Annotated in this window: 11 protein-coding genes; 8 read left to right on the top strand and 3 right to left on the bottom strand. The window is 70.9% G+C overall.

The window, feature by feature from the left end; genetic code table 11:
- Positions 1-100 precede the first annotated feature (100 nt).
- The 3 genes from L0H79_RS06105 to L0H79_RS06095 all read left to right on the top strand — a co-directional run bounded on the left by L0H79_RS06105 (position 101) and on the right by L0H79_RS06095 (position 3,407).
- Positions 101-2,062: an acyl-CoA dehydrogenase family protein gene (locus tag L0H79_RS06105; RefSeq protein ID WP_301483692.1), complete on the top strand. Its 1,962-nt coding sequence runs from the start codon at positions 101-103 to the stop codon at positions 2,060-2,062.
- A 108-nt stretch (positions 2,063-2,170) separates the two neighbouring features.
- Positions 2,171-2,365, top strand: a complete 195-nt coding sequence (locus L0H79_RS06100; protein ID WP_301483691.1) for a hypothetical protein — start codon at positions 2,171-2,173, stop codon at positions 2,363-2,365.
- A 313-nt stretch (positions 2,366-2,678) separates the two neighbouring features.
- On the top strand, positions 2,679-3,407 hold the full coding sequence (locus L0H79_RS06095; protein WP_301483690.1) for a sigma-70 family RNA polymerase sigma factor: 729 nt from the start codon (positions 2,679-2,681) through the stop codon (positions 3,405-3,407).
- A gap of 28 nt (positions 3,408-3,435) precedes the next feature.
- Here the strand turns inward: L0H79_RS06095 and L0H79_RS06090 are convergent, their stop codons facing one another.
- A complete protein-coding gene (locus L0H79_RS06090; RefSeq protein WP_301483689.1) occupies positions 3,436-4,488 on the bottom strand; it encodes a helix-turn-helix domain-containing protein in 1,053 nt (350 codons plus the stop codon).
- Between the two features lie 322 nt (positions 4,489-4,810).
- Here L0H79_RS06090 and L0H79_RS06085 point away from each other — a divergent pair, with 322 nt between their 5' ends.
- From L0H79_RS06085 to L0H79_RS06070, 4 genes are all read left to right on the top strand, one after another.
- The gene (locus L0H79_RS06085) at positions 4,811-7,135 is read left to right on the top strand and encodes a lysylphosphatidylglycerol synthase domain-containing protein (protein WP_301483688.1); all 2,325 of its coding nucleotides are present in this window, start codon (positions 4,811-4,813) and stop codon (positions 7,133-7,135) included.
- 98 nt (positions 7,136-7,233) lie between these two features.
- Positions 7,234-7,794: a hypothetical protein gene (locus tag L0H79_RS06080; RefSeq protein WP_301483687.1), complete on the top strand. Its 561-nt coding sequence runs from the start codon at positions 7,234-7,236 to the stop codon at positions 7,792-7,794.
- The gene (locus tag L0H79_RS06075) at positions 7,791-9,431 is read left to right on the top strand and encodes an FAD-dependent monooxygenase (protein ID WP_301483686.1); all 1,641 of its coding nucleotides are present in this window, start codon (positions 7,791-7,793) and stop codon (positions 9,429-9,431) included. Before L0H79_RS06080 ends, L0H79_RS06075 begins: the two co-directional genes overlap by 4 nt.
- A gap of 188 nt (positions 9,432-9,619) precedes the next feature.
- Positions 9,620-11,089 (top strand): cell wall-binding repeat-containing protein, encoded by a 1,470-nt coding sequence (locus L0H79_RS06070; RefSeq protein ID WP_301483685.1) that lies wholly within the window; start codon positions 9,620-9,622, stop codon positions 11,087-11,089.
- A 76-nt stretch (positions 11,090-11,165) separates the two neighbouring features.
- Here the strand turns inward: L0H79_RS06070 and L0H79_RS06065 are convergent, their stop codons facing one another.
- Positions 11,166-12,086 carry an SGNH/GDSL hydrolase family protein gene (locus L0H79_RS06065; RefSeq protein ID WP_301483684.1) on the bottom strand — a complete coding sequence of 307 codons (921 nt, stop codon included), beginning with the start codon at positions 12,084-12,086 and terminating at the stop codon, positions 11,166-11,168.
- A 126-nt stretch (positions 12,087-12,212) separates the two neighbouring features.
- Here L0H79_RS06065 and L0H79_RS06060 point away from each other — a divergent pair, with 126 nt between their 5' ends.
- Positions 12,213-13,019 (top strand): alpha/beta hydrolase, encoded by an 807-nt coding sequence (locus L0H79_RS06060; RefSeq protein WP_301483683.1) that lies wholly within the window; start codon positions 12,213-12,215, stop codon positions 13,017-13,019.
- A gap of 69 nt (positions 13,020-13,088) precedes the next feature.
- Here the strand turns inward: L0H79_RS06060 and L0H79_RS06055 are convergent.
- Positions 13,089-13,675: SDR family oxidoreductase (locus tag L0H79_RS06055; RefSeq protein WP_367652435.1), on the bottom strand; the 587-nt coding region annotated here is incomplete at its 5' end.

Here is a 13,675-nt window from a genome sequence, read left to right as displayed (position 1 = left end):
CTTCGGGTCGCGGGGGGTCATAGCTATCGTAGAACTGGGTACTCACCGGTAACGTAGGTCGTGTCCGGCACCGAGGCCGGCAGACCCCAGGAGGCCAGTCATGACCAGTACGACCGAGGAGAGCCGGACCGATACCAGAAACGGACATCACGTCGAAGCCACCGAGCGTGAGGCGCGAGAGGTCGCCGAGGCGGCTCGAGAGACCCAGTGGGAGCGGCCGAGCTTCGCCAAGGGTCTCTACCTGGGCGACTTCGACCTGGACCTGATCCACCCGCATCCACGTGCGAGCGCCGAGGACGAGGCCCACGGTGAGGAGTTCCTCGAGCGGCTGCGGATCGTCCTGAAGGGCATGGATGCAGCGGTCATCGAGCGCGAGGACCGCATTCCGGACGACTACGTCGCTGCGCTCGCGGAGGTCGGTGCGTTCGGCATGAAGATCCCCCGCGAGTACGGCGGCCTGGGTCTGACCATGTCCTCGTACGGCAAGGCCCTCATGCTGGTCGGCTCGGTCCACGCGAGCCTCGGGGCGCTCCTGTCTGCCCACCAGTCGATCGGCGTCCCCGAACCGGTCAAGCTCGTCGGCACCGACGAGCAGAAGCAGGCGTTCCTGCCGCGCTGTGCCGCAGGAGCGATCTCGGCCTTCCTGCTGACCGAGCCCGACGTCGGCTCCGACCCGGCCCGGGTGGCGACCACCGCCACCCCCACACCCGACGGGTCCGCCTACCTGCTCGACGGGCTGAAGCTGTGGACCACCAACGGCGTGGTCGCCGAGCTGCTCGTCGTCATGGCGCGAGTGCCCGCACACGAGGGTGGGCGCGGGGGCATCACGGCCTTCGTCGTCGAGAGCTCGAGCGAGGGGATCACCGTCGAGCGACGCAACTCGTTCATGGGCCTGAAGGGCCTCGAGAACGGGCTCACCCGCTTCAACCAGGTCCGGGTGCCCGTCGAGAACCGGCTGGGCCGCGAGGGCGAAGGGCTCAAGATCGCGCTGACCACCCTCAACGCCGGCCGGCTGTCGATCCCCGCGATGTGCGCGGCCGCCGGCAAGTGGTCGCTCAAGATCGCCCGCGAGTGGTCGGCCACCAGGGTGCAGTGGGGCCGGCCGGTCGGCGAGCACGCCGCGGTCGCCCAGAAGATCGCGTTCATCGCGGCGACCACGTTCGCGCTGGAGGCCATGACCGAGCTGTCGACCCAGCTCGCCGACGCGGGTAGCAAGGACATCCGGATCGAGGCGGCGCTGGCCAAGCTGTGGTCCTCCGAGATGGCGTGGCAGATCGCCGACGAGCTGGTCCAGATCCGTGGCGGACGCGGGTACGAGACGGCCGCCTCGCTCGCCGCCCGGGGAGAGCGGGCGGTGCCGGTCGAGCAGCTCCTGCGCGACATGCGGATCAACCGGATCTTCGAGGGCTCCACCGAGATCATGCACCTGCTCATCGCCCGAGAGGCCGTCGACGCCCACCTCAAGGCGGCCGGCGCCCTGGCCGAGAAGGACGCGACGCTGGAGGACAAGGCACGCGCCGCAGCCGGTGCCAGTGGGTTCTACGCGAAGTGGCTGCCGCGGCTCGTGGCCGGTCGCGGCGACGTGCCGACCTCCTATGCCGAGTTCGGGGCTCTGGCGCACCACCTGCGGTTCGTCGAGCGGTCCAGCCGCAAGCTGGCCCGCCAGACGTTCTACGCGATGTCCCGGTGGCAGGCCAAGCTGGAGTACCGGCAGGTGTTCCTCGGCCGGATCGTCGACATCGGGGCCGAGCTGTTCGCGATCGCCGCATCGTGCGCTCGTGCCGAGATGCTGCGCCAGGACGATCCTGCCCGCGGGCAGGCCGCCTTCCAGCTGGCGGACGCGTTCTGCGACCAGTCGCGGCTGCGGGTGGACGCGTTGTTCGATGCGTTGTGGTCCAACACCGACGACGTCGACACACGCCTGTCCAAGGGTGTCCTGGCCGGAGACTACGCGTGGCTGGAGGACGGGATGATCGACCCCAGCGAAGGCACCGGGCCGTGGATCGCCACCTGGTCACCCGGGCCGAGCGAGGCCGAGTCGGTCTGGCGCTCCGCGCGCTGACCCACGCACCCGGCGGCCCACCCCCGTGCTTCGTGGCACGCGGATGGGCCGCCATCTGCGGGACAATGGAGGGCCACCACCACCCTGGTGAATGGAGAAGGAGGAGCAATGTCCGATGAGACGTTAGCCGACATCCCGGAGCCCACCTTCACCGACGACGAGGCCCCCGATGACCAAGACGACCCGGGCGTCCCGGACGTCGCGGTCGACACGGTCAACGAGGCGGACGGCTCCGAGGCCGACCGGCTCGACCAGCTGACGGGCGCCCCACTCGATGCCGAGGAGGACGACTACCGTCGCTGAGCCGTATGCCGCTCAGCGACGCAGCCGCGGCCCGTTGTGACGACGGGTGGCTGAGCGGCATACGATCTGATTGTCGGGCGATGCGTGCGCTTCGTTCCACGTGCAGCTCGGCACCGAAGTGTTCGCTTCTGGTACGGCGGATGCCTGCCGTCACCCCTGATGGTGGATACACAACCTCGCCTCACGGTTCAGACCCGAGCCGCATGGATCCTCGACAGGACTCGTGGAGTTGAGTCATGGCCCCTCCCCCCACCGCGGACCCGCATGCTCGGGGACCGCACGACACCTGGACAGAGAGGAGCTGTTCGACCGGTTGAACCGGGCGCACGACGCGACCGAACGCAGCCGCATCGAGGAGGAGCTCGTCGCGCTGCACCTCGACCTGTGTGACCGCAGGGCCGCTCGCTATGCCGGACGTGGTGTCCCGTACGACGACCTCGTCCAGGTCGCCCGGGTCGGTCTCGTGGTGTCGATCCGACGCTACCGGCAGTCAGCGGGATCGTCCTTCATCCGCTTCGCCGCCCCGACGATATCCGGCGAGATCAAACGGTACTTCCGCGACCACGGCTGGACGGTCCGTCCGCCCCGCCGCGTCCAGGAGCTCGGCCCCCGGGTCCGGGCGGCCCGAGAGCGCTGGGAGCACGAACACGGCAGACCGCCGGGACTCGAGGTGCTCGCCCGCGAGCTCGACGTCCCGATGCGACAGCTGGTCGAGTGTCTCGTCGCGGAGCAGAACTTCCACCTCGTCTCGCTCGACCAGACGTATGTCGACGGCGACGGGGCGCTCGGGGACCGGCTGCCCACGCAGGACCGTGAGCTCGATGCGGTGGTCGACCGGCTGGTCCTTCAGGACGCGCTGGCGAAGCTGGGGGGCGCCCAGCGGGAGCTCGTCCGGATGCGCTTCGTCGAGGGGATGACCCAGAAGGAGATCGGCGAGAGACTCGGCGTGAGCCAGATGCAGGTCTCCCGGCTGGTCGCGGCCGTGCTGAGACGGCTGCGCACGCACATGGACCTGGCCGGGAGGGAGCGGCGGATCGCCTGAGAGGCGACGGTAGTGGAGCACGCGGCGCTCAGGACCCAGCGTCGCGCAGCGTCTCGCTCGGCAGCTGGGCGTACTCGGCGCGGTACAGCATCGAGAACCTGCTGGGGCTGGGGAACCCCCATCGGGCAGCGACCTGCGTCACCGTCGTGCCGTCGTCGGGTCGTGCCCGGTGCAGGTCCTCGTGCGCCCGGTCCAGGCGGATCCGGCGCAGGTGCGCCATCGGCGTCGTGTCCAGGTGCCGGCGGAAGGCGAGCTGTACGGCGCGTACCGTGACACAGGCGGCCTGCGCGATGTCGTCCACGCCGATCGGATGGTCGGCGCTCGACTCGATGAAGGCGAGCGCACGACGCACCGTCTCCGGGGTCGCATCCGTCCGGTCGACCGGTCGCTCGTCGAGGACCGAGGTGTTGGGGAATGTGGCGAGCGCCGTCGCAGCGAGAAGGCGGGCGGCACTGCCGGCGACGAGCGGGGCAGCCGCGCCACCCTCGCAGGTGAGGCTCTCGGTGACATAGGCAACCGTGTGGACCCACTGCCGGGCGGCGGCGGCCGAGAACGGCCGGTGCCCGGTGAAGCCGACCCGCCCGGTGCGCGCGTCCGGATCGCCGGCGGCGGCCCGCCGGATCTGCTCACCGCTGACCGTGACCACCGTGGCACTCGCGTCGTGCCACCGGCACCAGTGCCCCACCTGGGGGTCGGCGAGGATCGCGACGTCGCCGTCGCCGAACCGGTCCGACACGCGCCGTTGGCGCCAGTCGATGGTCCCCCCGGTGGGCTGGCACACCCTCAGCACGTCGTGGCCCTCGGCGGTCACACTCACCCCGTCGAGGGCGACCTCGTCGAGCCGGCAGCCACCCGCGTCGATGCGCTCGATGCGCAGGAGCACGCTCGGGGCTTCGACCCGAATGCTCAGCACGGAGCCGAAGGCACGCTGAAAGCAGTGACCGACCTGCTCCGGATCGGTCGTCTCGAAGAGCGTGCGCCCCGGCGATGCGCAGGTCTGCGCAGGATGAGGCGCGCACGACTGGGTGCCGTCCAAGGGCGTGAGGCCCGGTCGGATGCCACCCTGGGTCGCCGCCGGCATGGTGACACCGTGGTCTGCGGCGACGTGGCCCACAACGCTCCCTGCTCAAGAGTTGCCGGAGGACCCTCTGAGCGTCCTCCGTGCTGCCGACAAGATACCCATTGTGCGCCACTCCTCCCGAAGGTGAGCCGGTCGCTGTCCACGCCTCGGGCATCGCCCACCCTGACACTCTGCGGGCGATGTGGGAGCATCACAAGGGTGATCGTCGGTGGGATGCCCCTACTGGAGGTCGCCGGTGGATGACCAACCGGACACCCCCAGAGGTCGCCGAGCCGAGAATGGCTCGCCGCGACCCGGCCGCTATGCGAGGCTGCGTCACTCGGTGGGACGCCACCCGCTCGACGTGCTCAGGTTGGCGATCTCTGCCGGCGTCTTCCTCGCGTGCGTCGTGGTCGCCCAGGCACCCGGGGTCAACGAGGTCGAGGCCGCGATCTTCCACGAGTTCCAGCGGCTGCCGTCGTGGTCCGGCCCGCTCTGGAGGATTCTGCCGTGGTTCGGGTACTGGCCCGGCATCGTCCTCGGGGCCGGCTTCGCCCTCTACCTGGGGCGGCTCCGGATGGCCATCGCGGTGGCGTGGTCGGGTGTCGCGGCCTGGGCTCTCGTGCTCATCGTCCATCAGCTCCTGGGCGCACGGATCGTCCCGGACGGGCTCGTCGTCGCGCCGACCCCCGGGCCCGGGCCCGGCGGCTTCCTCTTCCCCTCACTGCACGCAGCCATCATCGCCGCGGTGGCCACCGCGGCGGGGCCCTACGTCACCCGGCTCGAGCGGCGGCTCAGCTGGGTCCTCGTCGTCGGCGTCGCAGTCGCCGAGCTCTTCCTGGGCACCTCCCTGCCGCTCGGGGTCTTCGCCGGCGTGGTGCTCGGCTGGGGCGTCGGGACACTCCTGCACCTCGCTCTCGGAGCGCCGGGTCGCCGCGCCGCCGAGCCCGCCGTGCAGGCGGCCCTGCGCGAGGTGGGAATCGTGCCGACCGAGATGAGGCGGCTGCCCGGCCAGCTGTTCCGGCCCCAGGTCTACGAGGTGGCGACGCAGGACGGGGAGCGCATCCAGGTCAAGGTCGTCAGCCGCCTGCACCGCTTCGCAGGCATGAGCTACCGGGCTCGCCGGGTGCTCGCCTCGCTGGAGCTCGACCCGGTGCCGGCCCTGTCGACGCCGCGCCACGAGGTGGCGCACGAGGCGTACATCACCCTGCTCGCCGAGCGGGCCGGGGTCGGCACCCTGCCGGTCCTGCTCGCCGGTGAGATCGAGCACGGGCCGCCGTTCCTGGTCCGACGCCAGGTCGACGGACGCCTCCTGTCCGACCTGGAGCCGAGCTCGGTCACCGACGCCCAGCTCGACGCGATGTGGCAGGCGGTGCACTCGCTCGGCTCGGCGGGGATGGTCCATCATGACCTGCGCGCATGCAACATCCTCGTCGACGAGGCGGAACAGATCCGGATCACCGACTTCACCTTCGGCCGGATCACCGCCTCCCGGCAGCAGAGCATCCGGGACGTGGCCGAGCTGCTCGTCACCTTGACCTCGGTGGTCGGGGTCGAGCGGGCGGTCGGCAGCGCGCTTCGGACCCTGCCGGCGGAGACCTTGCGCGAGTCCATCCCGCAGCTGCAGCCGATCGTCGTGCAACGGCGCTTCCGCACGCAGCTGCGCCAGCGGTCGGACCTGGTCCGGCTCCGCCGGGAGATCGCCGACCGGACCGACTGTGAGATCCCGCCGTTCCGCTCGCCGGTGCGTCCGGCGACGGTCGGGATCCTCGCCGCGGGCGGCGTGGCGGTCTACCTGCTCCTGCCGGAGGTGTCGAGCCTCAGCCGGGTCCGTTCGGTCATCGCCGCGTCCGAGTGGGACTGGCTCGGCGCGACGATCGTGCTCGGGATGCTCGCCATCCTCGCGTCGGGGGTGACCATCCTCGGCTCCGCGCGCCAGTCGCTGCCGGTGGTCAAGACCTTGGCAGTGCAGATCGCGGCCGGGTTCACCGGTCGCACGACGGTCGCGGCGGTCGGCTACTACACGATCCACCTCTCCTTCTTCGACAAGCTCGGTATGGCGCGCACCGACTCCGTCGGCGTGCTCCTGCTCAACCGCGCCGCGACCATCGTCATCACCACCCTGGCGACGATCGCCGGCATCCTCGTCATCGGAGATGCCGTGCCGGTCGGTGAGGTCCACCCCGCATGGTGGTGGTGGGTGGTAGGCGGCGCGTTGCTCGCTGTCCTCGTCGGGTTCCTCGCATCGCCGTGGGGCCGCACCCGGGTCTGGTGGCCGCTGCGAGCCATGCTGGGCCGTCTGATCGACACCGTGGTGCCGACCTTGCGCAGCCCGATCAGGGGCATCCAGCTCGTCGGCGGTGAGGTGCTCTTCCTGCTGTTCTCGGCGCTCGGCCTGGCGACGACACTGACCGCCCTCGGTTCGCACTACTCCCTCGAGGCGGTCATCGCGGTCTTCGTGGTCGCCTCGACGCTGGGCCAGCTGCTGCCGACGCCGGGCGGTCTGGGTGCCGTCGAGGGTGCCCTCGTCGCCGGGCTGACCGCCATCGGCATCGCACCGACGGACGCTGTCGCAGCCTCACTGACCGCTCGGATACTGACCTTCTGGCTGCCCGTCCTGCCGGGCATCGCCGCCTTCCGGATCCTGCAGCATCGCGAGATCGTGTGACCGCGTCCTCTGCTGGACAGCTCGGAAGACGGGACCTTCGACCCTCTCCCCCGGCCTCGTCCCGCCCGACCATGGCAGCTGGAGGTCAGGAGGGCGGCATGAGCCAACATCCGCTGCCGTGGGGCACGGCAACACAGGCCGTGGGCCACTGCATCGTCAGGAGCTCGGTCATGCTCGCGCGAGGCGAGGTGCACCTGCCGCGTGAGTGGGTGGGCCGACGAGTCGCCTTCGGGGACGGGAGCACCGGCCGCGTCTACCGGGAGACGGCCGTCGACGCACGGCCGGTCGACACCTGCGTGCTCGACGTGTGCTTCCGGCTGAGAGGGGTGCGCGGGGCCGGGCACGCGCTCTTCGAGCGGGAAAGCCTGCTCAACACTCCCCTGTTCGTCGGCTTCCCGGGCTTCGCGACGAAACTGTGGGTCGCCCACGACGACAACGGGACCTACCGCGGGCTCTACGAGTGGGACGGAGCCGCACGGGCCGACGCCTACGCCCGGGCGCTGTGGCGGGTGCTCCAGCTCGTGAGCGTGCCTGACTCGATCCACTTCCAGGTGCTGCCCGGCATACGACGCGAGGAGGTCTTCGCCCGGGTCGGCGGCCCGCTCGGACCTGCGGCGGGCAGCGAGGGAGAGTGGTGGGAGGTCGTCGGGGTCGAATGAACACCACACCGGTCGACGTCCTCGTCGTCGGCGCCGGGCCGGTCGGGCTCGCACTGGCCGTGGACGTTGCGGCCCACGGAGGGACGGTCCGCGTCCTCGAGCGGAGGAACCACCCGGATCGGCCGTCGCGGGCGATGATCGTCCACCCGCGGACCCTCGAGGTGCTGCGCCCCTTGGGCGTCGTCGATGGCATCCTCGCTCGGGCGGACACGTCGCCGCAGGCCGATATCCACGTGGGGCGGCGAGTCGTCCCGGTTCGGCTGGAGCGTCCCGAGCTGATCCGGACGTCCTTTCCCCATCTGACGATGGTGCGTCAGGCCGACGTCGAGCAGGTGCTTCAGGCCGACCTCTGCCGACGGGGGGTGACGGTGGAGTGGGGGTCCGAGCTCGTGGCGTTGCCGGATCCGGGCCCCGATCTCGTGCGGGCCACAGTACGGTCACAGGCCGCCGGCATCCAGGACGTCGTGGCCAGGTTCGTCGTCGGGTGCGACGGGACGAGCAGCACCGTGCGTGGACTGCTCGGCATCGGATGGCCCGGTCGGTACTACCCCGTGGAGGTCGTCCTCGCCGACGTCGAGCTGTCCGGGGCGGTGCGGCCGGGCCGGCTGCAGGTCGCCGTGGGCTCGGACGGGCTCGTCTTCGCCTTCGCGCTGGGCGAGCAGGCGCCGTGGCGGGTCCTCGCCACACGCGTGCGGGGTCCGCACGATCCCCCACCCGGGTACGCCGATGAACCGGTGCCGGTGCGCGAGCTGCACGAGCTGGTGGGCCGCGCGGGACTTGGCGCAGCTCTGGTTCGTGTCGCCTGGTCAGCCCGGATCCCCTTGCAGCACCGTATCGCCCGATCCTTCGCGAGCGGCCGGGTCTTCCTCGCTGGAGATGCCGCCCACACCCATTCCCCGGCCGGGGCGCAAGGTATGAACAGCGGCCTGCAGGACGCGACCAACCTCGGCTGGAAGCTAGCGTTCGCCGCCCAGGCGGGCCTCCGGCCGACCGCACCGCTGCTCCAGTCATACGAGCTGGAACGACGCCCCGTGGCGCGTCAGGTGCTCACCCTGACCGATGTCGTGTTCGCGGCTGAGGCGTCGCCCCGTCTGGTTCCACGCCTGTTTCGTGGCAGGGTCCTCCCCGTCCTGGCGCCCCTCCTACCGCTCGCGACAGAGCGGCCCTGGCTCATGTCGACGGCGCTGCGGATCCTGTCGCAGGAATGGGTGCGCTACCGGTCGAGCCCGCTGTCGATGGACCGAGCCACCGGCTCCCGTGGTGTGCGACCTGGTGACCGGCTGCGCGACGCGCAGGTTCGCTCCGGCGACGGCCGCACGGTGCGGCTCCACGAGTTGACGGCTCGGCCCGGGGTTCACGTGCTGTTGTCCTCCGAGGTGTGCGTGGGTTCCTCGCGGCCGCACAGGTTCGTCGCCGCCCATCGGCTCCCGAGCTGGCCCGGGAGCAGCGTGGTCGCCGTGCGGCCCGACGGTCATGTGGGGTTCCGCGCAAAGGGCGTCGAGACACTGCCGGCCTGGCTGGCGCTCGCCGGAGTGCCGCCGGCCACCGACGGCAGGGCGGTCGGTGAACGGCCTGGCACGCGCGGCTGCGAGAGTGCTGCCTCTCCGCTGCGGTCGGGGGACGCGCCCAGCCGGTAAGGAAACCGACGGGCCGGGCGGCCACCCTCCGTGAGAATGGTCACGTTCCCGACAAGTCCGGAACGACCTCCACAGAACGGCGAATACTGACCGGCAGTGGGCGAAGGCTCTCTCTCGCACACGTCCAGGGGGAATCAGTAGTGAGACGAAGGATCAGGCCGCTTCTGGCTGCCGCTGCGATGGTTGCCATGACCGCGACCATCGGCACGGTCGCCCAGGCAGACGAGACACCACTGCCCACGGGCACGACACGGCTGGCGGGGGCAGACCGGTACGCAACGTCAGCAGCCATTTCGCGCAGCACGTTCGTCGCGCCCGTCAAGGCGGCCTTCGTGGCCACCGGCACCGACTACGCCGACGCCCTGGCGGGGGGTCCGGCGGCGGCGCGTCAGGACGGGCCGGTCCTGCTGGTAGGCAAGGACAGCGTGCCGGCGTCTGTGCAGAAGGAGCTCGCGCGGCTCCGACCTGCGACGATCTACGTGCTCGGCGGAACCGGCGCGATCAGTGCCGCCACGGCCCAGAAGCTGCGGTCGTATGCGGGGTCGGTGGTACGCCTCAGTGGTTCCGACCGCTACGCGACAGCTACGGCGGTGTCCCGGCGCGGGTGGTCCGCGGCATCCACGGTGTTCCTCTCCTCTGGTGCCGGCTTCGCAGACGCACTCTCCGGCGGTGCCGCCGCAGCGCACCAGAACATGCCGCTGCTGCTGACCCAGCCGAGCCGGCTGACCGGGGTGACGAGGACCGAGCTGGCGAGGCTGAAGCCGAGCCGGGTCTACGTCCTAGGGGGAACCGGGGCTCTGTCCGACACAGTCCTGTCCAACGTGCGGTCCGCCCTACCCGACGCCACCGTCACCCGCCTCGCCGGGGCCGATCGCTACGCAACCTCGGCGAAGATCGCCCGGACGATCTGGCCCGGCGGCGCCTCGTCGATGTTCTTCGCAACCGGGCTGTCCTTCGCCGACGCGTTGAGCGGCACACCCGCCGCGAAGGTCAACGGCGGCCCGCTGGTGCTGACGACGAAGACCTGCCTGCCGTCCACCGTCTACTCCGTGCGGTCCTCTTTCGCCCCGATGAAGACCGCGATCCTCGGCGGGACGGGCGTGCTGTCCAACAGCGCCTCGACCCAGGAGTGCGGGACCACCCGGTACTCGGGGACCGGCGACGACGTCATCACCATCACCAAGCCCGGTGGTGCCTCCAACCCGGCCATCGCCACGCTGACGCATGACGGGTCGGGCTACTTCAGCGTATGGGGGCTCGACTCGAAGCTGGAGCAGACGGACCTGCTCGCGAGCGCCATCGGCTCGTACAAGGGCACCGTCCTGTTCGACGAGTACTCGGACTCGCGGAGCCTGCAGATCGAGGCGGACGGAGCGTGGACCATCGCGATCCGCGCGACGACGGCTGCACCGAGGATCTCGGGAAAGTCCGCGTCCGGCCATGGTGACACCGTCCTGAACTGGAGCGGGTCAGCGTCCACCGCCCGGCTCACCCACGACGGGTCCGGCTACTTCAGCGTCGATGCGTACGACCCGTCGGGCGACTGGGACCTGCTGGCCAACGAGATCGGGTCCTACCAAGGCACGGTCCGGTGGCCGGCCGGCCCGCGGGTCATCTCGATCGAGGCCGACGGCAACTGGAGCATCACGATCAGGTAGGGATGGTGGGCGCGCCCGGAGATCACGTACCCGAGGATCAGCCGCCAGAGGAACCCGGCGTCACGTCGACCGGAGCTCAGGCGGCCCGCCATCCGTGCAGGTACACCGCCGCATCGACCAGCACCGCCACGGCAGCCTGTTCGACGAGGAACGGGTGGTAGGCAGCCGCCCGGAGCGGCTTGGTGTGCTGTCCGTTGACCCACGGGAACGACGCGCAGATGCTGTGGCCCCGGCTCGCCCGCCACACGTCGACGTAGCCGACCCCGGTCTGGGCGGCCGCGTTCTGCAAGGCCTCGGTGAGAGCGAGGTTCACCTCGTAGCCGTACGGGTAGTCACCGTCTGCGAGCGGCAGCAACGCCGGGCAGGTGCCGTGGGTCGGGACGATCTGCGGGTAGCCGACGAGGAGGATGCGGGCATGCGGTGCCCGGCTCCTGATCGCGGCGACGACCCCGACGATGCGCTGTTGTGTCACGGCGACGGCGGCCAGGAGCCGGTCCTGCCCGCCCACCTGCATCGCTTGCCGGCACGGGTCACCGGTCGGGTCGCCGGCTCGCAGGGTCGTGCAGTAGCCGACGAGAGTGCCGAAGACGCTGAAGTCGTTGCCGCCGATGCTCAGTGTCACCAGCTGGGTGTCGGGGCGGAGCGCGTCGAGCTGCGGCGCGACACCCGGCAACTGCGAGGTGAACATGTCCTTGGTCTGCGCGCCGCTGCAGCTCGCGTCGACGAAGTCGGTGATGCCGAGAGTCCGCGCAACGAGGTGCGGGTAGTTGTTCGTCGAGCGGGTACAGCCATCCGCGGGGATCAGCCTGGGCACGAGTGGTGCCGCGGTGTAGGAGTCGCCGAGCGCGACATAGCTGGCGACCGGCGGCCTTGCCCAAGCCAGGGACGCGGGTGCGCTCGGTGAGGCGGCCGCGCTGGGCGCACCCACGAGCAAAGCGCTGAACACGACCGCCACGGCGGCCAATGCGCTGACAACGAACCTGCGACGACGAACCACAGCCCCTCCTGGTGTCTCGACCGGACGCCCCAGTCTGCTCTCTACCGAGCCCGGCGCGCCAGACCCCGACCCGGCACGCTGGCCCGTGTGCTTGCTCGGTCGGGGACAACCGGGAAGGGTGTGCGCATGGACGAGACGGATCTCGAGTACGCCGGCCATGCCGGGACCATCGCCGGACGACGCTGGGAGGGTGAGGGAGCGGCGTACATCGTGCTGCTCGTGCACGGCTATGGCGAGCACTCCGGCCGCTACGAGCACGTGGCGCAACGGTTCGTCGACGACGGGGCGGTCGTCTACGCCGTCGACCACGTCGGCCATGGGCGCAGCGAGGGCGACCCGGTGCTCATCGAGGACTTCGAGCCGGTCTGCGAGGACGTCCACCTGCTCGAGGGTCGTGCCCGGGTGGAGTACCCGACGCTGCCGGTCATCCTGATCGGCCACTCCATGGGCGGGCTCATCGCCGCCCGGTACGCACAGCGGTTCGGCGAAGGGCTCACTGCGGTCGTCCTGTCCGGGCCGGTCCTCGGCAGCTGGGCCGCGGCCGAGGGCCTGCTCGCGGCGGACGAGATCCCGGACGCACCCATCGACCCCTCGATCTTGAGCCGTGATCCGGCAGTCGGCGAGGCATACGTCGCCGATCCGCTCGTCTGGCACGGCGCGTTCAAGCGGCCCACGATCGAGGCGATCGTCCATACGATGCAGACGGTCACGCAGGCGGGCGCGTTCGACGGGCCGGTCCTGTGGCTGCACGGCGAGGAGGACCCGCTCGTGCCGATCGGACCGTCACGGGTCGGGTTCGGCTCGTTCGGCGGGCGACAGGCGGCCTCGAAGAGCTACCCGGGGGCGCGGCACGAGATCTTCAACGAGACGAACCGGGACGAGGTCCTCGGCGATGCCATCGCCTTCGTCCGGCAGCACCTGCCCGAACGCTGATCCGGTGCTGGCCCCGTCCGTGCGACGGGCCGGCAGCCCGACGCGTGTGACCGGCCGGCACGGGCCCGACTACAGCGGCCGGAAAGCCCGCAGCAGCCGTCGGGGGGACAGGTATGAGCGCAGGACACCGGCATACGGACGCTCGCCGGCGGCACCCATGAGGTGCAGGTACTGCTCGAAGGTGGTCTTGCCCTCTGCGTGTTCTGGGGTCAGGTTGCGCCCCTCGGCGAAGGCACGCCCCGCCTTGCCCGGGATCGGGACCTCGACGATGCGGCGCCGGCGGCGGGACTGCTGCAGAATCGCCTCGGCGAGGCTGCGCATGCTGCGCACCTGGGGCCCGCCGAGCTCGTCGATCCGCCGGGTCGCCTCACCGAGCGCGAGCGCGGCGAGCCGTTCACCGACCTCGGAGACCTCGACGGGCTGGACCCGGACGTCCTTGGGCAGCATCAGGACCGGGGGCCCGGAGAGCCCCAGGAGCATCGCCGCCACGAGGTCGTGGAACTGCGTCGCGCGCAGCACCGACCAGCGCAGACCCGAGGCCGCGAGATGCCGCTCGTCGGCGAGCTTGGTCGGGTAGAAGCCGAACGGGATCGAGTCGACCCCGACGATCGAGATGTAGACGATGTGCGGCCGGCCTGCCCGCAGGGCCCGTTCGA

The organism is Intrasporangium sp. (assembly GCF_030452765.1).
Taxonomy (GTDB): Bacteria; Actinomycetota; Actinomycetes; order Actinomycetales; family Dermatophilaceae; genus Intrasporangium_A.
This window is presented reverse-complemented; position numbering and strand designations above follow the sequence as displayed.